The sequence below is a fragment of the Micromonospora sp. NPDC092111 genome (assembly GCF_044755745.1).
Classification (GTDB): domain Bacteria; phylum Actinomycetota; class Actinomycetes; order Mycobacteriales; family Micromonosporaceae; genus Micromonospora.
This window is the reverse complement of record NZ_JBIVRQ010000005.1, coordinates 241,360-266,885: the sequence shown is the minus strand read 5'-3', so window position 1 is coordinate 266,885 and position 25,526 is coordinate 241,360. Positions and strand designations below refer to the sequence as shown.

Sequence of the window (25,526 nt, the reverse complement as noted above, 5' to 3'; positions counted from 1 at the left end):
AGGACATACGTGACGCATGGGGTGGTAGATGTGTTAAGTCTTACTTAACTGCTTGCTTGTGACCCACAACATAAAGTAACTTCACCCGCAACGCAGTGTCGGGTGGAGGGGGTCGGATGTCCGTCGAGGAGCATGGCCCGACGCCCGGCACCGACGTGCTCATCCGCAAGGTCGACGGCCATCTCGCCGCCGTCCGGGCCAGCCTGCGCGGTCCCGAGCTGGAACTCGCCGAGCGGCTCGCCGGCAGCCTGCGGCAACTGGTCGTCTCCACCGCCCAGGCCAGCGCCGCCGACCGTGGTCAGGTACGGGTCGCGGTGCACTACTTCGTCCTCCGCCGGGAGAGTCGCGGCAGGCTGCTCTCGGTGCGCTCGCTCGCCGTCGCCCAGCGGGTGGTCAACAAGGTGGCCCTCCAGCTCGGCCGCCCCGACCTGATGGTCGAGGCCCGCCGGGGCCTGGCGCCCGCCCTGCCCGGCGGCGACAACCCGACGGGCTGACCGCCCACCCGCTCACCCGCCCGCCTGCCCGGGTCACCCGCCACCTGGGGACAGCCCGGCGGGCATCGCCGGTCGGGCTGGGCCGGACCGGGCTGGGCCGGACCGGGCTGGGTCGGGCTGGACTGGACCGGGCTGGGCCGGTGTCGGTGGGGCGACGAGCCGCGATCCATCCAGGTCATCAGCTCCACAGCCGGCGCGGGTGGGCTGGTGTCGCCCCGGTCCCCGCCGACCGTTCGGCCCGGCCCGACCGGCCGCCACCGGCACTCACCGAGCAGGCGAGGGGCCGGCGCGGCGCCAGAAGGTAAGTTTCCCGCAAAACCACCCACAGTGCGCCCATCTAGCGTGTGATCGGTCCTGACCGGGACATTCCGCCCGGGTGAGCGGGGCAGAACGGACCGGCACCACGCTGCCGAGCGCGCCGCCAGTGCGACGGGAGGACGCGTGCTCGTACTGCTGCTCCTCCACCTGGTGGCGGCGCTTCTCGCGCCGTTGCTGGTCCGGTGGTGGGGTCCGCGCGCCTGCTACCCACTCGCGCTCGTGCCGGCCGCCGCGTTCGGCTGGGCGCTGGCCCGCACCCCCACGGTCCGCGCCGGCGGCGCGGTCGTCGAGACGTACGACTGGGTCGGCCAGCTCGACCTCGACGTGGCGCTGCGGATGACGACGCTGTCCTGGTTGATGACCCTGCTGGTCGGCGGCGTCGGCGCGCTGGTCCTGGTCTACTGCGGCCGGTACTTCGCGCCCGGCGCGGTGGGGCTGTCCCGGTTCGTCGCGGTGCTGGTCGCGTTCGCCGGGGCGATGCTCGGCCTGGTCCTCGCCGACGACCTGCTGCTGCTCTACGTCTTCTGGGAACTCACCACCGTCTTCTCGTACCTGCTCATCGGACACAGCACCGAGCGTCGCTCCAGCCGGTGGGCGGCGGCCCAGGCGCTGACCGTCACCACGCTCGGCGGCCTCGCCATGCTGCTGGGCTTCCTGATCCTCGGCGCCCACGCCGGCACCTACCGCTGGTCGGAGATCGTCGGCGGGCCGCTGCCCGGCGGCGGGACGCTGGTCGCCGCGGTGCTGCTGATCCTGGCCGGCGCGCTGGCCAAGTCGGCGATCGTGCCGTTCAACGGCTGGCTTCCGGTGGCGATGGCCGCCCCCACCCCGGTCAGCGCCTACCTGCACGCGGCGGCGATGGTGAAGGCCGGCGTCTACCTGATCGGTCTGCTCGCCCCGGTGCTCGCCGACGCCGGCCCGTGGCGGCCGGTGCTGCTCACCCTCGGCCTGGTCACCATGATCGTCGGCGGCTGGGCGGCGCTGCGCCAGTGCGACCTGAAACTGCTGCTGGCGTACGGCACGGTGAGCCAGCTCGGGCTGCTGGCGGTGGTGCTCGGGGCCGGCACCGCCGACACCGCGCTGGCCGGGGTGGCGATGCTGCTCGCGCACGCCCTGTTCAAGGCGGCGCTGTTCCTCGTCGTCGGCATCATCGACCACGACGTCGGCACCCGCGACCTGCGGGACCTCTCCGGCCTCGGCCGTCGGGCACCGGCGCTGGCGGTGGTCGCCACGCTCGCCGCGGCCTCGATGGCGGGCGTGCCGCCGCTGCTCGGCTTCGTCGCCAAGGAGGCGGTCTTCGCCGCCCTCACCGACCGGCCGCTGGTGCTGGCCGGGCTGGTCCTGGGCACCGCCCTCACCGTCGCCTACAGCATCCGCTTCCTCTGGGGCGCCTTCGCCACCCGCCCCGACGTGCCCCGCACCGAGCCGGCACCGGCCGCGCTGCCGATGCTCGCCCCGCCGGCCCTGCTCGCGGTGGCCGGGCTGGTCGCCGGCCCCGCCGCCGCCGCGCTGGACGGCCTGCTCGGCCCGTACGCGGCGCTCTTCGGCCCGCCGCACGAGAAGCTGGCCCTCTGGCACGGCCCCACCCCGGCGCTGGGCCTCTCCGCGTTGGCGCTGGCCGGCGGGGCGCTGCTGCACGCGGTCCGCGGCCCGCTCGCCCCGGTGCTGGCCAGGCTGCGCAGCCCGGTGGGCGGCAACCAGGGGTACGAGTGGGCGACCCACCGGTTCGACCGGCTGGCCATCGAGGTCACCGGCGCCACCCAGCGCGGCTCCCTGCCGCTGTACCTCGGCACCATCCTGCTGGCCCTGGTGCTGGTGCCCGGCGCGGCCCTGCTCAGCACGAGTCCGTGGCGGACCCGGATCGTCCTCTGGGACACCCCGTTGCAGCTCGTGGTGGGGCTGGTCACCGCGGCCGCGGCGGTCCTCGCGGTCGGTGCCCGGCGGCGGCTGACCGCGATGCTGCTGGTCGGCGTGACCGGCTACGGCACCGCGATGTTCTTCGTGCTGCACGGCGCGCCCGACCTGGCGCTGACCCAGTTCCTGGTGGAGACCGCCACCATCGCCGTCTTCGTCCTGGTGCTGCGGCGGCTGCCGGAACGCTTCTCCGCCCGGCCGCTGCGGCGCAGCCGATGGGCCCGCCGGCTGGTCGGCGTCGGCGTGGGGGCGGTGCTCGCCGGTCTGGCGCTGGTCACCGCCGCTGCCCGCACCGCCGGGCCCATCTCCACCGACTTCCCGGCCCTCGCCGTCGCCGGGGGGTACGGCCGCAACGTGGTCAACGTGACCCTGGTGGACATCCGGGCCTGGGACACCATGGGCGAGGTCTCGGTGCTGGTGGTGGCGGCCACCGGGGTGGCCAGTCTGATCTTCGAGCGGTCCCGTACCGGGCCGCGACCGCGTCGCGCCGAACCGTCCGCGCCCCGCGCCGACGGCCGCCCGGTCTGGCTGCGCGGCGGGGCGACCCTGCACGAGCGACGCCGCTCCATCGTCTTCGAGGTGGTCACCCGGCTGCTCTTCCACACCGTGGTGCTCTTCTCCCTGTTCCTGCTCTTCTCCGGCCACAACGCGCCCGGCGGTGGCTTCGCCGGCGGTCTGGTGGCGGGCCTGGCGCTGGCCGTGCGCTACCTCGCCGGTGGCCGCTACGAACTGGCCGAGGCCGCCCCCGTCGGGGCAGGCACGGTGCTCGGCGCCGGCCTGGCCGTCTCGGTCGGCAGTGGCGTGGTCGCCCTGCTGACCACCGGCACCGTGCTGGAGAGCGTCAAGATCGACCTGCCGGTGCCCGGGCTCGGCGGGCCGTACCTGGTGACGTCGCTCTTCTTCGACGTCGGCGTCTACCTGATCGTGGTCGGGCTGGTGCTGGACATCCTGCGCAGCCTCGGGGCCGAGGTGGACCGGCACATCGAGGCGGCCGGCAAGTCCGAACACGGGCTGGTCGTCGACCACGAGGGGGACCGGCGGTGAGGGAGGGCGGGGCGGGACCGACGCTGGTGCTGGTGGTCGCCGTGGGCGTGCTCGCGGCCAGCGGGGTGACCCTGCTGCTGGAACGCAGCCTCACCCGGATCCTGCTCGGCGTCATCCTGCTCGGCAACGCGGTGAACCTGCTCATCCTGGTCGGCGGCCGGGCCGGCGCGGCACCGGTGGTCGGCACCGGCCCGGTCGGGAGGATGAGCGACCCGCTGCCGCAGGCGATGGTGCTCACCGCCATCGTGATCACCTTCGGGCTGACCGCCTTCCTCGCCGCGGTGGCGTACCGGAGCTGGTACCTCAGCGGCAACGACGAGGTGCAGGACGACCTGGAGGACCAGCAGATCGTCCAGCTCGCCCACCGCAACGAGGTGGCCAACGCCGACCTCGGCGGCGAGGGCCCGGACGACGACCCGGAACAGGTGGACCCGGAGCCGGCACGCCGGCCGCGCCGGTCGGGCGGTGCGGGGTGACCCACCTCCTGCCGCTGCCGGTGGTGGTGCCGCTGCTCGGTGCCGCGCTGACCCTGATCCTGGCGAACCGGCCCCGGTCGCAGCGCACCGTCAGCGTGGTCGCGCTCACCACCAACCTGGTGGTCGCGGTGCTGCTGCTGGTGCGGGCGCACCGGCACGGGCCGGTGGTGACCGAGGTGGGTGGCTGGCCGCCGCCGGTCGGCATCGTGCTGGTCGCCGACCAGCTCGCCGCGCTGATGCTGGTGGTCTCCTCGGCGGTCATCCTCTGCGTGCTGCTCTACTCCATCGGGCAGGGGCGCGGGGAGACCACCGAGTCCGCGCCGGTGAGCATCTACCACCCGACGTACCTGGTGCTGGCCGCCGGGATCTGCAACGCGTTCCTCGCCGGTGACCTGTTCAACCTCTTCGTCGGCTTCGAGATCCTGCTCGCGGCGAGCTTCGTGCTGATCACCCTGGGCGGCACCGAGACCCGGATCCGGACCGGTTCGACGTACGTGGTGGTCAGCATCCTCTCCTCGATGATCTTCCTGGCCTCGGTGGGCCTGGTGTACGCGGCCACCGGCACCCTCAACCTGGCGCAGCTCGCCGCCCGCCTCGACGCGCTGCCCGACGGGGTACGGCTGGCGTTGCAGTTGATGCTGCTGCTCGCCTTCGGGATCAAGGCGGCGGTCTTCCCGCTCTCCGCCTGGCTGCCGGACAGCTACCCGACCGCGCCGGCCCCGGTCACCGCCGTCTTCGCCGGCCTGCTCACCAAGGTCGGCGTCTACGCCATCATCCGCACCGAGACGCTGCTCTTCCCCGGCGGTCAGGTCGCCAGCCTGCTCATGGTGGTGGCCGGGCTGACCATGGTGGTCGGCGTCCTGGGCGCGGTGGCCCAGTCCGACATCAAGCGGCTCTTCTCGTTCACCCTGGTCAGCCACATCGGCTACATGATCTTCGGCGTGGCGTTGAGCACCACCGCCGCGCTCTCCGGCGCGATCTTCTACGTGGTGCACCACATCACCATCCAGACCACCCTGTTCCTGGTGGCCGGGCTGGTCGAGGAGCGGGCCGGCAGCACCGACCTGCGCCAGCTCGGCGGGCTGGCCCGGGTCGCCCCGATGCTGGCGGTGCTCTTCTTCGTCCCGGCGATGAACCTGGCCGGCATCCCGCCGTTCTCCGGCTTCCTCGGCAAGCTCGGCCTGCTCCAGGCCGGCGTGGCGCACGGCGGCCCGCTGCCCTGGGTGCTGGTCGTCGCCGGGACGGTGACCAGCCTGCTCACCCTCTACGCCGCCTCCCGGGTGTGGAACATCGCGTTCTGGCGGGCCCCGCTGCTGGCCACCGCCGAACCGGTGACCCGGCTGCCCGGCCTGATGGTCGGGGCCACCACCGCGCTGGTGGTCCTCGGGCTCGCCCTCACCCTCGCCGCCGGCCCGCTGTTCCGGGTCACCGCCGACGCGGCCGTCGACCTGCGCCAGCGCACCCCGTACGTACGGGCGGTCCTGCCCGGCGGGCCACCGTGACCGGGACGTCGCCGCCCCGCCGGACCGGACGCCGGCGGGACCAGCTCATCGCGCTCGGCTGGCTGGTCGTCGTCTGGAACCTGCTCTGGGGGCAGTTCTCGCCCGGCAACATCCTCGGTGGCCTGCTGGTCGGCGGGGCGGTGCTGCTGTTCTTCCCGCTCCCGCCGGTCACCTTCGGCGGCCGGCTGCGCCCCCGGGCGGTGCTGGTGCTCGGGGTGAGCTTCGTCGCCGAACTGGTCAGCGCCAGCATCCACGTCGCCGCCATCGCGGTACGCCCCGGCTACCGGCCGCACGGCGCGATCATCGGGGTGCCGCTGCGGATCCGCACCGACCTCAACCTGGCGCTCACCGCCGAACTGCTCTCCCTGGTGCCGGGCACCCTGATCGTCGAGGTGGACCGGGCCGGCGGCGTCCTCTACGTGCACGTGCTCGACGTGCGCTCGCCGGCGGACCTGGCCGGCAGCCGGGACCGGGTGCTCGCCGTCGAGGAGCGGATCGTCCGGGCCGTCGGCTCCGACGCCGAGCTGCGGCAGCTCACCACCGAACCCCAGGAGGCACCGTGACCGCCGTCCTCGCCGTCGTGCTGACCGTGCTGCTCTCGGTCACCGCGCTGCTGGCCCTGGCCCGGATCTACCGGGGCCCGTCGCTGCTGGACCGGGTGATCGCCGCCGACCTGCTGCTCGCCACCATGCTCGGCGCGGTGGGCGCCGAGGCGGCGGTGAACCGGCACGCCACCACGCTGCCCGTGCTGGTGGTGCTCTCCCTGCTCGGCTTCGTCGGCTCGGTCGCCCTGGTCCGGTTCGCCGCCCGGGAGGAGTCGTGACCGCCGGCACCGTGGTCGACTGGCTGGCCGCGGTCGCCCTGGTGGCCGGGGCGCTGCTCAGCCTCGCCGCCGGGATCGGCGTGCTGCGTTTCCCGGACGTGCTGGACCGGATGCACGCCGCGACCAAGCCGCAGGTCCTCGGGGTGCTGCTGTTGCTGGTCGGGCTGGCGTTGCGGCTGCGCAGCCCCGCCGACCTCGGCATGATCGCCCTGGTCGGCGTCTTCCAGCTCGCCACCGCCCCGGTCGCGGCCCAGATGATCGGCCGGGCCGCCTACCGGTCGGGACGGGTCGACCGCAGCCTGCTCGACGTCGACGAGTTGGCCGCCCACCAGCCCCGATCGGGCGAATAGCGGACGACCCGGGCTCTTTGCCCCCACCTTCAGCGGACCCACAGCCCCCGCCGATAGAATTGCCGAATGATCGACTCCTCTGCCCAGGAGGGCAGCAGTAGCCAGCCGGGTCGTGCCCGGCAGCCCCTCACCCCGACGTCCCCGGGAGCCCTGAGCGACCCGTGTTGATCGTCGTCGGCCTCGCACTCATCATCGTCCTCACCGCCGCCACCGGCTACTTCGTGGCCCAGGAGTTCGGCTACGTCGCCGTGGACCGTGGCAAGCTCAAGCAGCTCGCCGACGACGGCGACGCCAAGGCCGCCCGGGCCCTGGAGGTCACCGCGCGGCTGTCGTTCATGCTCTCCGGCGCCCAGCTCGGCATCACCGTGACCGCCCTGCTGGTCGGTTACGCCGCCGAGCCCTTCCTGGGCGCCGGGCTGGCCGAACTTCTCGGCGGCGTCGGCGTCCCCACCACCGTCAGCCTGCCGCTGTCGGTGGCGCTCGCACTGGTCATCGCCACCGTCGTGCAGATGGTCCTCGGCGAACTGGCCCCGAAGAACCTGGCCATCGCCCGCCCCGAGCCGCTGGCCCGGGCGCTGAGCCGCTCCACCCTGATCTACCTCAAGGTCGCCGGGCCGCTGATCACGCTCTTCGACCGGGCCGCCGTGCGACTGCTGCGCCGGGTCGGCATCGAGCCGATCGAGGAGTTGCCCAGCGGCGCCACCCCGGCCGACCTGGAGCAGATCATCGCCGAGTCCCGGGAGGAGGGGCACCTCGACGCCGAGATGTCCGACCTGCTCGACCGGGGGCTCGACTTCCGGGAGCTGACCGCCGGGGAGGCCATGGTGCCCCGGGTCGACGTGCACACGGTACGGGCGCACGAACCGGTCAGCCGGATCGTCGAACTGCTCGACACCGGCCACTCCCGCTTCCCGGTACGCGGCACCGAGGGCGTCGACGACCTGGTCGGCGTGGTTGGCATCGCCGACGTCCTCGGCGTACCCCCGGCGGAGCGCGCCACCACCCCGGTCAGCGCGGTGGCCGTACCCCCGCTGCTGGTGCCGGAGACGCTGCCGCTGCCGACGGTGCTGGACCGGCTCCGGTCCGGGCACCGGCAGCTCGCCTGCGTGGTCGACGAGTACGGCGGCTTCGCCGGGGTGATCACGCTGGAGGACATCGCCGAGGAGTTGGTCGGCCCGATCCGGGACGAGGACGACCCGCCGGACCGGGCCCCGGCCCGGCAGGACGACGGCTCCTGGGTGGTGCCGGCCCGCTGGCGGATCGACGAGGTCGCCGACAGCACCGGCATCTCGCTGCCCGAGGCCCCCGAGTACGACACCCTCTCCGGGCTGGTCATGCGGGAGCTGGGCCGGGTACCCGAGGTCGGTGACCGGCTGGAGATCGCCCTGCCGGCCGACGGCGACGAGCCGGGCGCGCGGCCGAAGGCCCTGGTCGAGGTGCTCGCCGTGGACCGGCACGTGGCCGACTCGGTCCGGCTCACCAGGGCCGGCGCCGCGGGTGGCGGGGAGGAGCAGGCATGAGCCCCGCCGTCGCACTGCTGGTCTCGGTGCTGCTGCTCGCCCTCAACGGCTTCTTCGTGGCCGCCGAGTTCGCCCTGGTGGCCGCCAAGCGCTACCGCCTGGAACAGCGGGCGGTCGGTGGCAGCCGGGCGGCGCGGGCCGCGCTGGACGGCGTCCGGGAACTCTCCCTGATGCTGGCCGGCGCGCAGCTCGGCATCACCCTCTGCACCCTGGGCCTCGGCGCGCTGGCCGAACCGGCGATCGAGCACCTGCTCAGCCCGCTGCTGCACGCGGTCGGGCTGCCGGCGGCGGCCAGCCACGTGGTCGCGCTGGTCTTCGCGCTGGGGCTGGTGACGTTCCTGCACCTGGTGGTCGGTGAGATGGCCCCGAAGTCGTGGGCGATCACCGACGCCGAGCGTTCGGCGACGCTGCTGGCGCTGCCGTTCCGGGCCTTCGCCCGGGTCGCCCGGCCGGTGCTGTCCCTGCTCAACGCGCTGGCCAACGTGATGCTGCGGCTGGTCGGGGTACAGCAGCAGGACCAGCTCGCCCAGGTCCACGGCCCGGACGAGCTGCGCATGCTGCTGGAGCAGTCCCGCGAGCACGGCCTGCTCGGCGCGGAGCAGCACCAGATGCTGACCAGCATGCTGGAGTTGCAGGGCACCACCGTCGCGCAGGTGATGGAACCCTTCGACCAGATCGTCACCGTCCACCGGGACGACACCGCCGAGCGGATCGAGCAGGTCAGCCGGGACAGCGGCCGGTCCCGGCTCGCCGTCCTGGACGCCGGTGGTGAGGTGTGCGGGCTGGTGCACGTCCGGGAGGCGGTCCGGGTGGTCACCACCGGCCGGTCGGCCACCGCCGGTGAGTTGATGACCCGTTCGTTCACCCTGCCGTCCACCGCCTCGGTCACCGAGGCGGTGGCCGCGATGCGTGCCGACCAGGCCCAGCTCGCGCTGGTCCGCAACGGCGGCGGCCCCACCCGGCCGATCGGCTTCGTGGCGCTGGAGGACCTGCTGGAGGAGGTCATCGGCGAGTTCGACGACGAGACCGACCCGGTGCCCCGGGGGCGGCGGCTCCGCTGACGTCCCACCGGTGAGATCAACTCCGGAACGGCGATGTGGCGGTATCCGAGCGGGCCGGATGCCGCCACACCGCCGAAACGGAGTGGATCAACCAGGCCGGAGCGCCGTTCGGGCGGGCCGGCGAGGAGTGCGGGGACGGCCAGCGGGGAACCCGTGGGCCCGAAGGGGGGACGGGCGGGCGACGACGACGGGGCGGGTGGGCGACGGGAGGCGGGATGCGGTTGACCGGGGTGTCCCGGGAGTCCGGCTGGACCGGACTGTCGGTGAGCACCACCCTGACCAACCCGAGCACCCGGCCGGGACTGCGCCTGCCCGGGCGGGTGACGCTCACCGCCGGGCCGGACGACGTGCCGGTACGACACGTCGTGCTCGGTCTGGTGGTCAACGCCGAACCGGAGGACCCGGACTCACCCCGTCGGCAGGTGCAGTACCACCAGGTGCCGATCGGAGGGCGGTTCGTCGTACCGGCCGGGCGGCGACGGGCCATCGACTTCGCCCTGCCCCTGCCGTGGGAGACGCCGATCACCATCTTCGACGGCGTGCCGCTGATGAGCCTGCGTACCGGGCTGCGTACCGAGGTGTCGGTCGATCCGGACCTGGACCAGGGGGCGATGGTGCCGGTCTTCGTGCACCCGCTGCCCAGCCAGCAGCACGTGCTCGCGGCGCTGGACACGCTCGGCTTCGCGATGCGGCAGGCGGGCCTGGTACGCAGCCGGCTGCCCGGGGTGGAGCAGACCCTGCCCGTGCACCAGCGCCTCGGCTACTGGGTCGCGCCGCTGTACGCCGGCCCGATCACCGAACTGGAGCTGACCTTCGTGGCCAACTCGGCCGGTCTGGAGGTGCTGGTCTGGCTGGACCGTCGGCAATCGTTGGCCGGCATCAGCCACCAGAGCATCAGCCGGTTCCGGATCTGGCACACCGGGGCCGACCAGCGGGACTGGGTCACCGTCGTGGACGGCTGGCTGCGTGAGGCGATCAACCGGCACGCGGCGGCCGTGGCGAACGCCCACTGGTCCGCCCGGCTCAACGAGTCCGCCCACGTCAGCCGGCGGCCGGACGAGCCGGTGCCACCCGGCTACGGGTTGGGTGGCACCGGGGGCGGTGGCGGCATCGGCGGCGGTGGCGGAGGCGACGGCACCTGAGCCCCGGCCAGCTCCGCAACAAGGCCATGGGCCCTGAGGCCGGCTCAGACCGAGGCGGTGGCGAGCTTGAGGCTGAAGCCCAGGAAGAGCACCGCCACGGTGGTGGTGGCTCCCGCCGAGAGCCGCCGCCGACGCCGGAACTGCACGGCCAGGAAGGTGCCCGCGAAGATCAGCGCGGTCAGGTAGAGCGCGCTGGTCACCTGGGCGATCAGCCCGAGCAGCAGGAACGACAGCGCCGGCCAGGCATAGCCGGGGTCGACGAACTGGATGAAGAACGAGATGAAGAAGAGGATCGCCTTCGGGTTGAGCAGGCTGATCACCAGCGCCTTGCGGAACGGGCTGCGCAGCGCCGCCGGCTCCGCGGCGTCGATCAGCCGTGGCGCCTGCGGGTCGTTGCGGTCGCGCCAGTGCCGCCAGGCCCCGCGCAGCATCGTCACCCCGACGTACCCGAGGTACGCCGCACCCGCGTACTTGATCACCAGGAAGAGCGGCGGGTACGCCTTGAGCAGCGACGCCACCCCGGCGGCGGAGAGGATCATCAGCACCGAGTCGCCGAGGAACACCCCGCCGGCCGCCCGGTAGCCGGCCGCCACGCCCCGCTTGGCGGCGGTGGAGAGCACGAAGAGGGAGTTCGGCCCCGGCAGCAGGATGATCGCCACGGTGCCCAACGCGTACGTCCAGATGTCAGTGATGCCCAGCACGCCGGTCATCCTCACCCCACCGGGGCCGTACGGCGAAGCCTTTCTCGCAGCTTGACCTGTGCGTTTGGCCACTCATCGACGGTCATCGCGTACTGTGCGGTGTCCCGCCAGGAGCCGTCCGGACGCTGCCGGTGCATCCGCAGCACGCCCTCCCGGTGCGCGCCGAGCCGTTCGATCGCCGCCTGCGACCGGGTGTTGCGGATGTCGGTGTGCCAGACCACCCGCACCGCGCCCAGTTCGTCGAAGGCCCGGGTGAGCAGCAGCAGCTTCGCCTCGGTGTTGACCCCGCTGCGCCACCACGGCCGGCCGAGCCAGGTGTGCCCGATCGCGACGGAACGCCGCTCCGGATCGACCTCGTAGTAGGAGGTGGTGCCGATCACCGCCCCCGTCCGGGCGCAGCGCTGCACCCACGGCACCCGTTCCCCGCCCCGCCGGGCGGCCAGGGCAGCGGCGACGATCGCCCGCATCGCGTCCGGGTCGGCCGGCAGCGGGTGGCCGAGATGGGCCCAGACCTCCGGCTCGGCGGTGGCGGTGTACAGCTCGTCGGCGTGCGCCAGCTCCAGCGGCTCCAGCAGCACGTGCGCACCGCCCAGCGGCACCGGCTCCCGCCACGGCGAACCGGCCGGCCGCAGGTAGGCCGGCACCGGCACGGTCACCCCGGCGTCGGGCTCGGGGGGACCGGCGGTCAACCGCAGCGGCACCACCCCGGCCCAGTGCGGCAGGTCGAGGTCAGCCGGGTCGTCGCCGACCCCGCCGCCGCGGGAGCGCACCGACACCTCGCGCAGCGGCAGCGCCAGCACGGCCGTCTCGGCCAGCTCCCGGCGGTTCGGCGGGCGGCTGTCGGCACCGCGCCCGACACCCACCTTCTCCACCAGGGCGGCCATCGCCGTGCGCTTGTCGCCCTCGTCGGTCACCAGGTGGGCGGTGCCGTGCGCGACCACCGACCGGTAGTTGGCGCTGTGGTGGAACTGCGACCGGGCGTAGACCAGGCCGTCGAGCAGGGTCACCGTGACACAGACCGGCAGCCCGGCGTCGCCCCGGGCGGCCAGCAGCGGCCGGCTGCCGGTGGAGCCGTGCAGGTAGAGGGTGTCGCCGACGCGTACGTGCAGGGTGGGCAGCAGCCGTGGCTCACCGTCCACCACGAACCCCAGCACGCAGTGGTACGCCTCGTCGAGCACCGCGTGCGCGGCGGCCCGGTCGTAGCTCATCCGGTCGCGGATGCGGGTGGCGGTGGTGCGGGCGGTCGGGGGGTACATGTGCCATCCCACCTTTGTTCTAGTACGATCCGGTAACTGTGGCAGCACATTATCAGATCGGCGGAGCGACGGCGGCCGCGATTTCGGCCAGCGTGGAGACCGGCATCCGGACCGGCGCGCTGCCGCCCGGCGCCGGGCTGCCGCCCGTCCGGTCCCTCGCCGCCGAGCTGGCCGTCAGCCCGGCCACCGTCGCCCGGGCCTACCAGGAGCTACGCCAGCGCGGCCTGGTCGTCACCGCCGGCCGGCACGGCACCCGGGTGCGGCCCCGGCCGCCGGTCGCCACCCGCCGCGCCGTCCGGCACCTGGCACCCGCGCCCGGCACCCGCGACCTGTCCCAGGGGCAGCCCGACCCCCGGCTGCTGCCGCCGCTCGGCCCGTACCTGGCCGCCCTCGCCGCCGAGATCGGCCCACCCACCGGGTACGCCGAGACCGCCGTGCATCCCGCCCTCGCCGAGGCGGCCCGGGCCCGGCTCGCCGCCGACGGCGTGCCGGCCGACGAGCTGACCGTCACCGGGGGCGCGCTCGACGGCATCGAGCGGTTGCTCGCCGCTCACCTGCGCCCCGGCGACGCGGTGGCGGTGGAGGACCCGGGCTGGGCCAACCTGCTCGACCTGGTGGCCGCGCTCGGGCTGCGGCCGGTCGGTGTGCCGGTCGACGACGACGGGCCCACCGTCTCCGGCGTACGCGACGCGCTGGCCCTCGGGGCACGGGCGCTGGTGGTCACCAGCCGGGCGCAGAACCCGACCGGCGCCGCCGTCTCCGCCGACCGGGCCGATGCCCTGCGGGAGCTGCTCGCCGGCCGGTCCGACCTGCTGCTGATCGAGGACGACCACGCCGCCGAGCTGGCCCGGCTGCCGCTGCACCCGTTGGCCGGGGCCGTCCCGGCCTGGGCGTTCGTCCGTTCGGTGAGCAAGCCCTTCGGGCCCGACCTGCGGCTGGCCGTGTTGGCCGGCGACGAGGCCACGGTGTGCCGGGTGGCCGGCCGGGCCCGGGTGGGCGCCGGCTGGGTCTCCACCGTCCTGCAACGACTGGTGGTGGCGCTCTGGCGCGACCCGGCCACCGCGACGCTGGTACGCCGGGCCGCCGACGCGTACGAACACCGCCGCGCCGGCCTGCTCGCCGCGCTCGCGGCCCGGGGCCTGACCGGGCACGGCCGCAGCGGCATCAACGTCTGGCTCCCGGTGCCCGACGAGACCACCACGGTCACCGCCCTGCGGGACGCCGGCTGGTCGGTCGCCCCCGGCGGCCTCTACCGGATCGGGGCCGGGCCGGGCGTGCGGATCACGGTGAGCCCGCTCGACGACGCCGACGTCGCGCCGCTGGCCGACGCGGTGGCGGCGGCGGTCCGCCCGGTCGGCCGGACCGGTTTCACCGCCTGACCCGACCGGTCCGGCAGCACCGCCACGGAGCGCCGGCCGGGCCGCCTGACCCCGGCCGGTCCGGCAGCACGGCCACGGAGCGCCGGCCGGGGTACCGGTGGCGGGGCCGGGCGGCCGGGCACGGGCGGGGCGGGCCGGCGGGAGGTCTCGGCGGGTGGGCGTCGGCGGGTCCGCCCGGGTGGCCGCCGCCGGACCGGGTAGAACAGTCGCCATGGCCGAGCAGACCGACGCACCCGGTGCCCAGCAGTTCATCCCGCCCCAGGCCGACACCCTGGCCGAGTTGCGCGCCGCAGCGGCCGGCTGCCAGGGCTGCGAGCTGTACCGGGACGCCACACAGACGGTCTTCGGCCGGGGCGACGAGCGTGCCCGGGTGGTCTTCGTCGGCGAGCAGCCCGGCGACCTGGAGGACCAGAAGGGGCTGCCCTTCGTCGGCCCCGCCGGCCGGCTGCTGCGCCGGGCGGTGGACGACGCCGGCCTCGACCCCGCCCACCTGTACATCACGAACGCGGTGAAGCACTTCCGGCACGAGTTGCGGGGCAGGCGCCGGATCCACCAGACCCCGGACCAGGTGCACATCACCGCCTGCCGGCCCTGGCTGGTCGCCGAGTTCGCCCGGCTCCGCCCCGAGCTGGTGGTGGTGCTCGGCGCGACCGCGGCGAAGGCGCTGCTCGGCCCGTCGTTCCGGGTCACCCGGCAGCGGGGCGAGCTGCTGGCCTGGCCGGCGTCGGCGCAGCGCCCGGAGGACTTCACCCGGGTGCCGGTGGACCGCGCCGGGAAGGTCGCCGACGCGCCCGCCGCCCGGCTGCTGGCCACCATCCACCCGTCGGCGGTGCTGCGCGCCGATGACCAGGACGTCGCGTACCGGGGGCCGGTGGCCGACCTCACCGTGGCCGCCCGCGCACTGGCCGGCTGACCGGTCCGACGGCGGCACAGCGGAGTGCCGGCGACCCGGTCCGGGCAACCGGCCGGGCATGGTCGACCGGGCCGCCCCGACGCGGCGCCCGGCCGATCCGGCTCGGCGTGAACCCCGGTGCGGCCGGCGGGCCGGCTGCGCGACGATGGTGGCTCCCCGAAACCAGGAGCCACCGATGACCGCCGACCTGCGTGTGCCCGCCCGGCCCGACGTCGCCCCGATCCAGCGGCGCACGCTGCGACTGCTGTTCGCCACCCAGATCGTCGGTGGCGTCGGCGTGACCATCGGGATCTCCGTCGGGGCGCTGCTCGCCGCCCGGGTCGCCGGCACCGCCGTGGCCGGGCTGGCGCAGAGCTGCGGCGTGGTCGGCGCCGCGTTGCTCGCCGTCCCGGTCACCCGCATCATGACCGGGTACGGTCGCCGCCCGGGGCTGGTGCTGGCGTACCTGACCGGAGCGGTCGGGGGCCTGCTGGTGGTGCTCGCCGCGGTCACCGGCCAGGTGCCGTTGCTCTTCCTCGGGATGCTGCTCTTCGGCGGTGGCACGGCGGCCAACCTCCAGGCCCGCTACACGGCCGTGGACCTCGCCGAGCCGGCCCGCCGGGGCCGCCAGCTCTCGCTGATCGTCTGGGCCACCACCATCGGGGCGGTGGCGGCACCGAACTTCGCCGCGCTCGCCGACGGGGTCACCCGGGGCTGGGGCCTGCCGCCGCTGGCCGGCCCGTTCGCGTTCAGCGCCGTCGCGTTCACGGTCGCCGCGGTCGTACTGCTGGTGCTGCTGCGGCCGGACCCGCTGCTCACCGCGCGGCGGTTGGCGGCGGCCGACGCGGCACCGGCCGACGCCGACGCGTCGCCCGCCGCGCGGCGGGCGGGTCTGCGGGCGGCCTGGCGGGTGGTCCGCGAGCGGCCGGCCGCCCGGCTGGGCATCGCGGCCGTCGCGGTCGGCCACCTGGTGATGGTCGCGGTGATGGCGATGACCCCGGTACGCCTCGGCGAGTCGCACTCCGACGCGGACGTGCTGCGGGTGGTCGGCATCGTGCTGAGCCTGCACATCGCCGGCATGTACGCCCTCTCCCCGGTGGTGGGCTGGCTCACCGACCGGCTGGGCCGGCGCGCGGTGATCCTCGGCGGCGTCGGCACCCTGCTGCTGGCCTGCGCGGTGGCCGGCACCGCCGGGCACCACACGCCCCGGCTCTCGGCCGGCCTCGCCCTGCTCGGGCTCGGCTGGTCGGCGACCATGGTGGCCGGTTCGACGCTGCTGTCGGAGTCGGTGCCGGCCGGGGTACGCCCCAGCGTGCAGGGGCTGTCGGACCTGACGATGGGGCTGGCCGGGGCGGGTGCGGCGGCGGCCAGCGGGTTTGTCGTACGGGTGGCGGGTTACCCGGCGCTCACCCTGCTGGCGGCGATCGCGGTGGTGCCCCTGGTGGCGCTAGCGTTGCGTCCGGTGCCGCCGACGGCACCCGACGAGGAGGAGTGATCACGTGCGGCTGACCGACTTCTGGACCCGGCTGGACGAGGCATTCGGGCCGGGTTACGCGGCCAGCATCGCCAGCGACCAGGTGCTCTCCCAACTCGGTGGGCGGACCATCACGCAGGCCCTCGCCGCAGGTGAGGAGACCCACGTGGTGTGGCGGGCGGTGGTCGCCGCCTACCCCGACCGGGTGCCCGTCCGGCTACGGTGAGCAGCCGTTACGCCACTTCCGCGTGTCGCTTGCCGACTCGTACACCTGTTCGGCTATTGTCCACAGCGGGGTGCTCGTCCACAGCTCACGGCCCGTCGGCTGGTTTTCTGTCGGACCTAGCGCCTAGCGTGTCCGCGTGACGCGAAGCTCAGGAAAGACGCCGGCGAAGGCAGGGGTGGCAAACATGGCCGCAGGGCCCGACCGGGAGAAGGCACTCGACCTTGCTCTCGCTCAGATCGACAAGCAGTTCGGCAAGGGCTCGGTGATGCGGCTGGGCGAGCGGCCGGTGATCCAGACCTCGGTCATTCCGACCGGTTCCATCGCCCTCGACGTGGCGCTCGGCGTGGGCGGTCTGCCCCGGGGCCGGGTCGTCGAGATCTACGGCCCCGAGTCCAGCGGTAAGACCACGGTCGCCCTGCACGCGGTGGCCAACGCCCAGCGGGCCGGCGGCATCGCCGCCTTCGTCGACGCCGAGCACGCGCTCGACCCGGAATACGCGAAGGCCCTCGGCGTCGACACCGACGCCCTGCTGGTCTCCCAGCCGGACACCGGCGAGCAGGCGCTGGAGATCGCCGACATGCTGGTCCGCTCCGGCGCGATCGACATCATCGTGATCGACTCGGTCGCCGCGCTGGTACCGCGCGCCGAGATCGAGGGCGAGATGGGCGACAGCCACGTGGGTCTCCAGGCCCGGCTGATGAGCCAGGCCCTGCGGAAGATCACCGGTGTGCTCAACAACACCGGCACCACGGCGATCTTCATCAACCAGCTCCGCGAGAAGATCGGCGTGATGTTCGGCAGCCCGGAGACCACCACCGGTGGTCGGGCGCTGAAGTTCTACGCCTCGGTCCGGCTCGACGTGCGCCGCATCGAGAGCCTGAAGGACGGCACCGACGTGGTCGGCAACCGCACCCGGGTCAAGGTCGTGAAGAACAAGGTGGCCGCGCCGTTCAAGCAGGCCGAGTTCGACATCATGTACGGCAAGGGCATCTCCCGCGAGGGCTCGCTGATCGACGTCGGCGTGGAGCAGGCGATCATCCGCAAGTCCGGCGCCTGGTACACCTACGACGGCGACCAGCTCGGCCAGGGCAAGGAGAAGGCCCGGGAGTTCCTCAAGGAGAACCCGGACGTGGCCGCCGAGATCGAGAAGAAGATCCTGGAGAAGCTCGGCGTCGGGGTCGGCGCCGGCGACGCCGCCGGTGGCCCGGAGCTGCCGCCGGTCGACTTCTGACCGGCCGCTGACCCGTGGCAGGACGACGGGCCCGCACGGGGCGGGGCTGGGACGCCGGCCCACCCCGGGCGGGCGACGCCAACACCCCGCCCCGCCCTCGGGGCGGTCGCCGGGGGCGGTCCGACGAGACCGAGCCGGCGTCGGCCGAGGCGACCCCCCGCGACGAACCGGCGACGGCCGGGGCGACCCTCCGCGACGAGGCCGAGGCGGCCCGGGACATCTGCCTGCGGCAGCTCGCGGTCCGTCCGCGTACCCGGGCCGAGCTGGCCGGGGCGCTGGCGAAGAAGGGCATCTCCGACGAGGTCTCGGCCCAGGTGCTCGACCGTTACGACGAGGTCGGCATCATCGACGACGCGGCCTTCGCACGGGCCTGGGTCGCCAGCCGGCACACCGGTCGGGGGCTGGCCCGCCGGGCGCTCGCCAACGAGTTGCGCCAGCGCGGTGTGGCCGGCGAGGTGGCCAGCGAGGCCCTCGGCGAGCTGGACGAGGAGACCGAGGCGGAGACCGCCCGCGCCCTGGTGGAGCGCAAGCTGCGTACCGCCCGGGGTGAGCCCGACGCGGTGTTCCGCCGGCTGGTCGGCATGCTCGCCCGCAAGGGCTACCCGCCCGGCGTGGCGATCCGGGCGGTGAAGGACGCGCTCGCCGCGCAGAGCGCCGAGGCGGCCGAGTTCGCCGAGCAGATCGACGCCGACGCCCTCGCCGACGCCGAGGGCGAACTGGACCGGGGTGCCCGCCCGCTCGACTGAGGGCCAGCGGTGCCGGCTGCCCCTCCGCCGGGCTGCTGTTGATCGCCGGGGGGACCGGGTTGGCGTCATCGCCGGCCAGCGAGGCGATGCCGCGCAGGTGGTTGGCGGCCCATCTCGGTGAAGATCGCCTGCCCTGCCCTGCCCTGCCCTGCCTGCTTCCCCCGTCGTGCCCGCTGGCCCTGCCAGGCGGCGCCCCGCCCGGCCCTGCGGCACGGTCGCCTTGGTGGCCGAGGGGGCCCGCCCTGGTGCGTGAGGATGGGACGCCGGGTGTGGTACCCCGCTCCTGTCTGCCCGTTCCTGCCCTCCCCGCCCCCCGCCCCTGCCCCTCCCCTGTCCCCGCCCCTGCCCTGCCCCTGCCCTGCCCCTGCCCTGTCCGGTCCTGTCGGGTCCGTCCATTAGCAAGATCGTGCTCGATCCTGGATGTAGTGGTGTCCGTCGCGCCGGAGGCCACTACATCCAGGAAGTAGCGCGATCTTGCCCGCGTAGCGCGATCTTGTCCGCGTAGCGCGATCTTGTCCGCGTAGCGCGATCTTGTCCGCGTAGCGCGATCTTGTCCGTGTGGGGCGATCTTGCTCGCGTGGCGCGATCTTGGCGCGAGTAAGCGCGATCCTGCGGGAGTCGTCGGGCGCGACGCGGTCGTGAGCAGGTCGGCTAGGTGACCTGGGGGCGGGTCGGTGGGGGTGTGTTTGTCCTCCGGTGTCCGGCCTGGCATCACCGGTGGGTGACCTCTCCACTTCTCTCCGTTCGGGGGGTTTGATCATGAGTTCTTGACCGAACGGCCTTCCGCGACCTAGCCTCGCCATACAGGCTCACTTTGCCCGACCAGCGCAGGCTAAGCGCACAACATAGATCGCGTAACAGAACCGCATCACTTTGGCCAGCTCCACCGGCCTTTGACGGCCGCTCCGGACAGCCGGTCCGGAGCCGAACCGACAACTGCACCCGGCTGTCGGCGGTGCCCCACGGGCACCGCCGATGGAGAGCTACACCCACGGCCAGCCGCTCGGTCGGGCGTCCAGAGCCGCAGAGGCGCGTGCCCATCGGCACCGTCACCTGTGGCGTAGACGTTTGGGGAGGCGGCCATGGCGGGTCGGCACAGGGACCGGGGGTCCCCAGGGGGTGACGGCGAGCGCGGGTGCGCCGGCGCGGCGTGGCAGCCCGCCGATCCGGGTGACTCTCCGGGCGGCGGCGCGGTCATGGGCACGCGCAAGCAAGGTCGCCTCCGCCGCGCTGCTGTCGTTCAACCCGACCGCCGCGATGGGATGTCGGCATGAGCGCCTTCGACGTGGTGCTCCTGGTCATCGTCGGAGTCCTCGCCCTGGTGGTGGTCGGCGCCGTCCTGGTCGGCGTGCGTACGGTGCGTCGGATCGGCGCTGCTCCGGCCCCGGAGGACCCCGCCTTCATCGCCGAGAAGGACCGCCAGGAACAGTCGCTGGCCGCGCTGCGGACCGCCGCAGACGAGGTGAACAGCACCATCGACGTGGCGAAGTCCGCCGCCTCGGCGGCCCGCGCCGAGGCGGCTGGCGCCAAGGCCGAGGCGAAGTCGGCCCGCGCGGAGGCCCGCCGGGTGCTCGACGACGCCCGCGCCGAGGCGGACACCGTCCTGGAACGCGCCCACAAGCAGGCCGAGGCGGACGCCGAGCAGCTACGCGCCAGCGCCCGACGCAGCGGTGAGCGGGAGGTGGCGGTGCTCGCCGCGACCACCCGCGAGCAGGCGGCCGAGGTGGAGCGCCGGGCCGCCCGGATGGACGAGCGGGAGCGGCTGCACACCGAGGAGGTGGAGCGGCTCGCCGAGCGGGAGCGGCAGCTCACCGCCGCCAGCGCGGCGCTGGCCGAGCGGGAGGCGGGGATCAGCGCGCGGGAGGCCGCGCTGACCGTGGCCGAGGAGCAGCGTCGCCGGGAGTTGGAACGCGTCGCGGGGCTCACCGCCGAGTCCGCCCGGACGGAGCTGATCGAGGCGATCGAGACCCAGGCCAAGCGGGAGGCGGCGCTGCTGGTGCGGGACATCGAGTCCGACGCCCGCGCCACCGGCGAGCAGCGCGCCCGGCACATCGTGGTGGACGCCATCCAGCGGGTGGCCAGCGAGCAGACCGCAGAGAGCGTGGTCAGCGTCCTGCACCTGCCCGGGGACGAGATGAAGGGGCGGATCATCGGCCGGGAGGGGCGCAACATCCGCGCCTTCGAGTCGGTGACCGGGGTCAACCTGATCATCGACGACACCCCCGAGGCGGTGCTGCTCTCCTGCTTCGACCCGGTCCGTCGTGAGGTCGGCCGGCTCACCCTGGAGAAGCTGGTCCTCGACGGGCGGATCCACCCGCACCGGATCGAGGAGGTGCACGATCTGGCCCGGCAGGAGGTGGAGGAGCTGTGCCACCGGGCCGCCGAGGACGCGCTGGTCGAGGTGGGCATCACCGAGATCCACCCCGAGTTGGTCACCCTGCTCGGCCGGCTGCGCTACCGGACGTCGTACGGGCAGAACGTGCTCAAGCACCTGGTGGAGACCGCGCACATCGCCGGGATCATGGCCGCGGAGCTGCGGCTGGACGTGCCGACCATCAAACGGTCGGCGTTCCTGCACGATATCGGCAAGGCGCTCACCCACGAGGTGGAGGGCAGCCACGCCATCATCGGCGCCGACCTGGCCCGCAAGTACGGCGAGAGCGAGGACGTGGTGCACGCCATCGAGGCGCACCACAACGAGGTGCCGCCGCAGACCATCGAGGCGGTCCTCACCCAGGCGTCCGACGCCTGCTCCGGTGGCCGGCCCGGGGCGCGGCGGGAGAGCCTGGAGGCGTACGTCAAGCGGCTGGAGCGGATCGAGGAGATCGCGGCCGGGAAGATCGGCGTGGAGAAGGTCTTCGCCATGCAGGCCGGTCGGGAGATCCGGGTGATGGTCAAGCCGGACGACGTCGACGACATCGGTGCGGCGGTCCTGGCCCGGGACGTGGCCAAGCAGATCGAGGAGGAGCTGACCTACCCGGGTCAGATCCGGGTGACCGTGGTCCGCGAGTCCCGGGTCACCGAGATCGCCCGCTGATCCCGCCAATGGCCGCCCACCGCCCGGTGGGTGGCCGGTGAGGGACTTCCCCGACCCGGGCGGGGACTTCCCCGAACCAGCGGGGGACCTCAACCGACCGGCGTGAGGGACCTCATCGACCCGACGTGGGACCACCGACACGGGGCGCGGGACCGCACCGACCCGGCATGAGGGGCCACCGACACGACGCGGGACCCCACTGACACGGGTGAGGACCCCACCGACACGGCGAGGACCGGACCGACAGCGAGGACCGACTGACACGACACGGGACCGCACCGACACGGCGAGGACCGCACCGACACGGCGAGGACCGCACCGAGACGGCGAGGACCGCACCGACACGGCGAGGGCCGGCCCGGAAATCCGGGCCGGCCCTCGTGCCGTCAGGGGTGGGTCAGTTGCCGCCCGTACCGCCCGCGCCGCCGCCCTCCGCCTGCGAGATCAGCGCGGTGGCCGGTGGCTGCTGGGCCGGGGTACCGGCCGACTTGCGGCCCCGGGAGAGCCGGCGCTGGACGTACTGGGCCAGCTTCGACAGCGAGTAGTTGACCGTGATGAAGATCGCGGCGATCACCACGTAGACCTGGATCGGGTTGTCCAGTACGCCGATGATCTGCTTGCCGATGTTCAGCGTCTCCTCGTAGCTGATGATGAAGCCCAGCGAGGTGTCCTTGAGCACCACGACGAGCTGGCTGATCAGCGCCGGCAGCATGATCCGGAACGCCTGCGGCAGCAGGATCATCCGGGTCGTCTGCGCGGGGGAGAGGCCGATCGCGGCGGCGGCCTCGGCCTGCCCGCCGGGCAGTCCCTCCATGCCGGAGCGGAGGATCTCGGCGATGACCACCGAGTTGTAGACGGTCAGGCCGATGACCAGGTACCACAGCGTGTCGAAGGAGATGCCGAACTCGGGGAAGCCCCGGGCCACGAAGAAGATGGTGAGCACCACCGGCAGGCCCCGGAACACCTCGACGCAGACCCGGGTGACCGCCGACAGCGTGATGCTCAGCCCGCGCAGCAGGTACGCCAGCGGGGCGGCCATCCCGGTGAACCGTCGCCGGGTCAGGCTCTTGAGCTGGATCCGCAGCAACCCGAGCAGGGTGCCGACCACCAGCGAGGCGACGATGGCCAGCGCGGCGGCGGTCAGGGTGTTCTTGAGGCCGAAGCCGATCCGGTCCCACACCTGGGAGAAGTTCTCGTTGGAGGGGTCGACCAGCGGCCCCCACAGCTCCATCGAGAACTGGCCCTTGTCGTCCAGCGGCCGGTAGATCAGGAAGTACGCCCCGACGGCCAGCAGCACAATGGCCGCGATGCTGCCGATCAGGGTGATCCGCCGCTGGCGGGGGCCGGGGACGTCGTACAGGACGCTGGTCTGCTGACTCATCGGGCCACCGCCTGTCGCTTCTCCAGCCGGTCGAGCAGGGCGCCGAGCGGCACGGTCATGATCAGGTAGCCGATCGAGATGCCGATGGCGACCGGGATGAAGGCATAGCCCTCGGCGGAGGTGAGCTGGTCGGCGGTCTGGGAGAGGTCGCCGACCACGCCGAAGAAGCCGATCAGCGCGGAGTTCTTGATCATTGCGATGATCACCGAGCCGAGCGGTACGACCGACGCCTTCCAGGACTGCGGCAGCACCACGTGCCGCAGGTTCTGACCGAAGGTCAGGCCGAGCGAGCGGGCCGCCTCGGCCTGACCGGGCGGCACCGCGTTCACCCCGGACCGCAGCGCCTCGCAGACGAACGCCGCGGTGTAGAGCACCAGGGCGAGCAGCGTGAAGCGGAAGTACGGCAGGTCGGTGCCGAGCCGGGTGAACAGCGAGTCCAGCCCGGGGACGCGCAGGAAGTCGGCGTTGGAGCCGAGCGCCGGCAGGCCGAAGGCGGCGAAGAACATCACCACGGTCAGCGGCATGTTCCGGAAGATGTTCACGTAGCCGGTGCCGACGGCGCGCAGCGGTGGCACCGGCGAGATGCGGAGCACCGCCACGACGGCGCCCAGCACCAGGGCGCCGATCGCGGCGAGCACGCAGATCTGGAGGGTGAGCCAGAAACCACCCGCAAAGACGTCGAACTTGTCGATGAGCACGTTCACGGGTCGGTGTTCCTCCCCACCCTCCAGATCGAGGTCAGATCAGTAGCGGTTGACGGTCGGGGCGGTGCCCAGCTCGGCGCCGAACTTGCCGGCGGTGTCGTCCCACGCCTTCTTCCAGCTCCCATCGGCGAACGCCTTGTCCAGCGTGTCGTTGATGAAGGTGCGGAAGTCGTTGTCCTCCTTCTTCACCCCGATGCCGTACGGCTCCTTGGTGAAGTTGTCGCCGGCCAGCTTGAACGACGCCTCGTCCTCGGCGATGTACCCGAGCAGGATCACGTTGTCCGTGGTGACGGCGTCGACCTGGCCGCCCTTGAGGGCGTCGCGGCACTTGGGGTAGGTGTCGAAGAGCACGAGCTGGGTGCCGACGTCCTTGATGTACTTCTTGATCTCCTCGGCCGGGGTGGACCCGGTCACCGAGCAGACCTTCTTGGTGCCGTCCTTGAAGGAGTCCGGGCCGGTGATGGTGGTGTCGTCCTTCTTGACCAGGATGTTCTGGCCGGCCTCGTAGTACGGGCCCGCGAAGGCGATCCGCTCCTTGCGCTTGTCGTTGATCGTGTACGTCGCCGCGACCAGGTCGACGGTGCCGTTGACGATGGCGTCCTCACGGACCTTCGACGGCGTCTCGACGTACTCGATCTTGTCCGTGGGGATGCCCAGCTCCTTGACGATGAGCTTGGCGATCTCGACGTCGAAGCCCTCCGGCTTGCCCGACAGGCCCTTCTGGCCGAAGCCGGGCTGGTCGAACTTGGTGCCGACCTTGATCTTCTGGGCCTTGTTGAGCTTCTCCATGGTGCTGCCGGCGGCGAAGGACTTGCTGCCCGCGCCGGTGCCCTCGTCGGCGTCGTCGCCGCCACACGCGGCCAGGCCGAGCGCCAGAGTGGCCGCCGCGGCGACTGCCGCCACGCGCTTCATACGCATACTGATCTCCTTCTTCGTCGGAACCCACCGGGGACGGCGCGCTCCACTACGGACGCCTAGTGCGTGAGGATCTTCGAGAGGAAGTCGCGGGCCCGCTCGCTGGTCGGGTTGGCGAAGAACTCCGCCGGCGGGGCGTCCTCGACGAGTTGCCCGTCGGCCATGAAGATGACCCGGTTGGCGGCGTGCCGGGCGAAGCCCATCTCGTGGGTCACCACCACCATCGTCATGCCGTCGCGGGCCAGCGAGGTCATCACGTCCAGCACCTCACCGACCATCTCCGGGTCGAGCGCGCTGGTCGGCTCGTCGAAGAGCATCGCCTTGGGCTGCATGGCCAGCGCGCGGGCGATCGCCGCCCGCTGCTGCTGGCCGCCGGAGAGCTGGGCCGGGTACTTGTCGGCCTGGTTGGCGATGCCGACCCGGTCGAGCAGGGCCAGGCCGCGTTCGCGGGCGGCGGCCGGCTTCTCCTTGCGGACCTTGACCGGCCCGAGGGTGACGTTCTCCAGGATGGTCTTGTGCGCGAAGAGGTTGAACGACTGGAAGACCATGCCGACCTCGCTGCGCAGCTTCGCCAGCGCCCGACCCTCGGCCGGCAGCGGCTGACCGTCGAAGGTGATCGTGCCGTCGTCGATCGGCTCCAGTCGGTTGATCGTCCGGCAGAGCGTCGACTTGCCGGAGCCGGACGGGCCGATCACGACGACGACCTCACCCTTACCGACGGAGAGTGACACGTCGTCCAGCACGTGCAGCGGGCCGAACCACTTGTTGACCCCGTCCAGCACGATCAGCGGTTCGCCGGTCGCCACGTCGTCCACCGTCCCTGTCGTCCGTCGCGGAAAGCGGGGTCGGTCGACCCCCGGTTGGGCCACTGTAGGCGGGGCGATGTGGCGGAACACAGCTCATCGGGTCACGGAGAGGTAACACCGGTCCCGGGTGCGCC

Annotated in this window: 23 protein-coding genes; 17 read left to right on the top strand and 6 right to left on the bottom strand. The window is 73.3% G+C overall.

Features of this window, described 5'->3' with window-relative positions:
- Positions 1 to 116: 116 nt before the first annotated feature.
- The 10 genes from ACIQG9_RS13770 (at position 117) to ACIQG9_RS13725 (ending at position 10,644) form a co-directional block, all read left to right on the top strand.
- Positions 117 to 494 (top strand): hypothetical protein, encoded by a 378-nt coding sequence (locus tag ACIQG9_RS13770; protein ID WP_400401413.1) that lies wholly within the window; start codon positions 117 to 119, stop codon positions 492 to 494.
- Between the two features lie 441 nt (positions 495 to 935).
- Positions 936 to 3,770 carry a Na+/H+ antiporter subunit A gene (locus tag ACIQG9_RS13765; protein WP_400401409.1) on the top strand — a complete coding sequence of 945 codons (2,835 nt, stop codon included), beginning with the start codon at positions 936 to 938 and terminating at the stop codon, positions 3,768 to 3,770.
- Complete coding sequence (locus ACIQG9_RS13760; protein ID WP_400401407.1) at positions 3,767 to 4,246, top strand: Na(+)/H(+) antiporter subunit C; 480 nt, start codon at positions 3,767 to 3,769, stop codon at positions 4,244 to 4,246. The genes ACIQG9_RS13765 and ACIQG9_RS13760 overlap by 4 nt, the downstream gene beginning before the upstream one ends.
- Positions 4,243 to 5,748 (top strand): Na+/H+ antiporter subunit D, encoded by a 1,506-nt coding sequence (locus ACIQG9_RS13755; protein WP_400401404.1) that lies wholly within the window; start codon positions 4,243 to 4,245, stop codon positions 5,746 to 5,748. Before ACIQG9_RS13760 ends, ACIQG9_RS13755 begins: the two co-directional genes overlap by 4 nt.
- Complete coding sequence (locus ACIQG9_RS13750) at positions 5,745 to 6,311, top strand: Na+/H+ antiporter subunit E (RefSeq protein WP_400401402.1); 567 nt, start codon at positions 5,745 to 5,747, stop codon at positions 6,309 to 6,311. The genes ACIQG9_RS13755 and ACIQG9_RS13750 overlap by 4 nt, the downstream gene beginning before the upstream one ends.
- On the top strand, positions 6,308 to 6,571 hold the full coding sequence (locus tag ACIQG9_RS13745; RefSeq protein ID WP_400401400.1) for a monovalent cation/H+ antiporter complex subunit F: 264 nt from the start codon (positions 6,308 to 6,310) through the stop codon (positions 6,569 to 6,571). Before ACIQG9_RS13750 ends, ACIQG9_RS13745 begins: the two co-directional genes overlap by 4 nt.
- Positions 6,568 to 6,921: a monovalent cation/H(+) antiporter subunit G gene (gene mnhG, locus ACIQG9_RS13740; RefSeq protein ID WP_400401398.1), complete on the top strand. Its 354-nt coding sequence runs from the start codon at positions 6,568 to 6,570 to the stop codon at positions 6,919 to 6,921. Before ACIQG9_RS13745 ends, mnhG begins: the two co-directional genes overlap by 4 nt.
- Before the next feature lie 161 nt (positions 6,922 to 7,082).
- Entirely contained in the window at positions 7,083 to 8,441 is a 1,359-nt protein-coding gene (locus tag ACIQG9_RS13735; protein ID WP_400401396.1) for a hemolysin family protein, read from the top strand.
- On the top strand, positions 8,438 to 9,502 hold the full coding sequence (locus tag ACIQG9_RS13730) for a hemolysin family protein (protein ID WP_400401394.1): 1,065 nt from the start codon (positions 8,438 to 8,440) through the stop codon (positions 9,500 to 9,502). Before ACIQG9_RS13735 ends, ACIQG9_RS13730 begins: the two co-directional genes overlap by 4 nt.
- 215 nt (positions 9,503 to 9,717) lie before the next feature.
- Positions 9,718 to 10,644: a sporulation protein gene (locus ACIQG9_RS13725; protein WP_400401392.1), complete on the top strand. Its 927-nt coding sequence runs from the start codon at positions 9,718 to 9,720 to the stop codon at positions 10,642 to 10,644.
- Positions 10,645 to 10,688: 44 nt separating this feature from the next.
- Here ACIQG9_RS13725 and leuE read toward each other — a convergent pair whose 3' ends face one another.
- Positions 10,689 to 11,354, bottom strand: a complete 666-nt coding sequence (gene leuE, locus ACIQG9_RS13720) for a leucine efflux protein LeuE (protein WP_400401390.1) — start codon at positions 11,352 to 11,354, stop codon at positions 10,689 to 10,691.
- A gap of 2 nt (positions 11,355 to 11,356) precedes the next feature.
- Positions 11,357 to 12,601 (bottom strand): bifunctional pyridoxamine 5'-phosphate oxidase family protein/GNAT family N-acetyltransferase, encoded by a 1,245-nt coding sequence (locus tag ACIQG9_RS13715; RefSeq protein WP_400401388.1) that lies wholly within the window; start codon positions 12,599 to 12,601, stop codon positions 11,357 to 11,359.
- Between the two features lie 38 nt (positions 12,602 to 12,639).
- On the opposite strand from ACIQG9_RS13715, the gene ACIQG9_RS13710 reads away from it, so the two are divergent.
- From ACIQG9_RS13710 to rny, 7 genes are all read left to right on the top strand, one after another.
- Entirely contained in the window at positions 12,640 to 13,980 is a 1,341-nt protein-coding gene (locus ACIQG9_RS13710) for an aminotransferase class I/II-fold pyridoxal phosphate-dependent enzyme (protein ID WP_400401386.1), read from the top strand.
- Positions 13,981 to 14,191: 211 nt separating this feature from the next.
- Positions 14,192 to 14,893: a UdgX family uracil-DNA binding protein gene (locus tag ACIQG9_RS13705; RefSeq protein WP_400401384.1), complete on the top strand. Its 702-nt coding sequence runs from the start codon at positions 14,192 to 14,194 to the stop codon at positions 14,891 to 14,893.
- 175 nt (positions 14,894 to 15,068) lie between these two features.
- Positions 15,069 to 16,367 carry an MFS transporter gene (locus ACIQG9_RS13700; protein ID WP_400401382.1) on the top strand — a complete coding sequence of 433 codons (1,299 nt, stop codon included), beginning with the start codon at positions 15,069 to 15,071 and terminating at the stop codon, positions 16,365 to 16,367.
- A 4-nt stretch (positions 16,368 to 16,371) separates the two neighbouring features.
- Complete coding sequence (locus tag ACIQG9_RS13695) at positions 16,372 to 16,572, top strand: DUF3046 domain-containing protein (RefSeq protein ID WP_400401380.1); 201 nt, start codon at positions 16,372 to 16,374, stop codon at positions 16,570 to 16,572.
- A gap of 184 nt (positions 16,573 to 16,756) precedes the next feature.
- Positions 16,757 to 17,803 (top strand): recombinase RecA, encoded by a 1,047-nt coding sequence (recA, locus tag ACIQG9_RS13690; RefSeq protein ID WP_088978017.1) that lies wholly within the window; start codon positions 16,757 to 16,759, stop codon positions 17,801 to 17,803.
- 14 nt (positions 17,804 to 17,817) lie between these two features.
- Positions 17,818 to 18,549, top strand: coding sequence for a regulatory protein RecX (locus ACIQG9_RS13685; RefSeq protein WP_400401378.1), 732 nt, complete (start codon positions 17,818 to 17,820; stop codon positions 18,547 to 18,549).
- Between the two features lie 1,270 nt (positions 18,550 to 19,819).
- Complete coding sequence (gene rny / locus ACIQG9_RS13680) at positions 19,820 to 21,586, top strand: ribonuclease Y (protein ID WP_400401376.1); 1,767 nt, start codon at positions 19,820 to 19,822, stop codon at positions 21,584 to 21,586.
- Between the two features lie 397 nt (positions 21,587 to 21,983).
- On the opposite strand, the gene ACIQG9_RS13675 is transcribed toward rny, so the two are convergent.
- Genes ACIQG9_RS13675 through ACIQG9_RS13660 form a run of 4 tightly spaced genes read right to left on the bottom strand, consistent with a single transcriptional unit; the run spans position 21,984 to position 25,401 of the window.
- A complete protein-coding gene (locus tag ACIQG9_RS13675; RefSeq protein ID WP_400401374.1) occupies positions 21,984 to 22,967 on the bottom strand; it encodes an amino acid ABC transporter permease in 984 nt (327 codons plus the stop codon).
- Positions 22,964 to 23,671 carry an amino acid ABC transporter permease gene (locus tag ACIQG9_RS13670; RefSeq protein WP_400401372.1) on the bottom strand — a complete coding sequence of 236 codons (708 nt, stop codon included), beginning with the start codon at positions 23,669 to 23,671 and terminating at the stop codon, positions 22,964 to 22,966. The genes ACIQG9_RS13675 and ACIQG9_RS13670 overlap by 4 nt, the downstream gene beginning before the upstream one ends.
- Positions 23,672 to 23,710: 39 nt before the next feature.
- Positions 23,711 to 24,589 (bottom strand): glutamate ABC transporter substrate-binding protein, encoded by an 879-nt coding sequence (locus ACIQG9_RS13665; RefSeq protein WP_400401370.1) that lies wholly within the window; start codon positions 24,587 to 24,589, stop codon positions 23,711 to 23,713.
- A 56-nt stretch (positions 24,590 to 24,645) separates the two neighbouring features.
- The gene (locus ACIQG9_RS13660) at positions 24,646 to 25,401 is read right to left on the bottom strand and encodes an amino acid ABC transporter ATP-binding protein (protein WP_400401368.1); all 756 of its coding nucleotides are present in this window, start codon (positions 25,399 to 25,401) and stop codon (positions 24,646 to 24,648) included.
- Positions 25,402 to 25,526 lie beyond the last annotated feature (125 nt).

Bases quoted from the DNA above. Each gene is read 5' to 3' on its own strand.
- ACIQG9_RS13770 (WP_400401413.1), top strand. From the start codon at position 117: ATGTCCGTCGAGGAGCATGGCCCGACGCCCGGCACCGACGTGCTCATC.
- ACIQG9_RS13730 (WP_400401394.1), top strand. From the start codon at position 8,438: ATGAGCCCCGCCGTCGCACTGCTGGTCTCGGTGCTGCTGCTCGCCCTC.
- ACIQG9_RS13725 (WP_400401392.1), top strand. From the start codon at position 9,718: ATGCGGTTGACCGGGGTGTCCCGGGAGTCCGGCTGGACCGGACTGTCG.
- leuE (WP_400401390.1), bottom strand. From the start codon at position 11,354: ATGACCGGCGTGCTGGGCATCACTGACATCTGGACGTACGCGTTGGGC.
- ACIQG9_RS13715 (WP_400401388.1), bottom strand. From the start codon at position 12,601: ATGTACCCCCCGACCGCCCGCACCACCGCCACCCGCATCCGCGACCGG.
- ACIQG9_RS13705 (WP_400401384.1), top strand. From the start codon at position 14,192: ATGGCCGAGCAGACCGACGCACCCGGTGCCCAGCAGTTCATCCCGCCC.
- ACIQG9_RS13700 (WP_400401382.1), top strand. From the start codon at position 15,069: ATGACCGCCGACCTGCGTGTGCCCGCCCGGCCCGACGTCGCCCCGATC.
- recA (WP_088978017.1), top strand. From the start codon at position 16,757: ATGGCCGCAGGGCCCGACCGGGAGAAGGCACTCGACCTTGCTCTCGCT.
- rny (WP_400401376.1), top strand. From the start codon at position 19,820: ATGAGCGCCTTCGACGTGGTGCTCCTGGTCATCGTCGGAGTCCTCGCC.
- ACIQG9_RS13675 (WP_400401374.1), bottom strand. From the start codon at position 22,967: ATGAGTCAGCAGACCAGCGTCCTGTACGACGTCCCCGGCCCCCGCCAG.
- ACIQG9_RS13665 (WP_400401370.1), bottom strand. From the start codon at position 24,589: ATGCGTATGAAGCGCGTGGCGGCAGTCGCCGCGGCGGCCACTCTGGCG.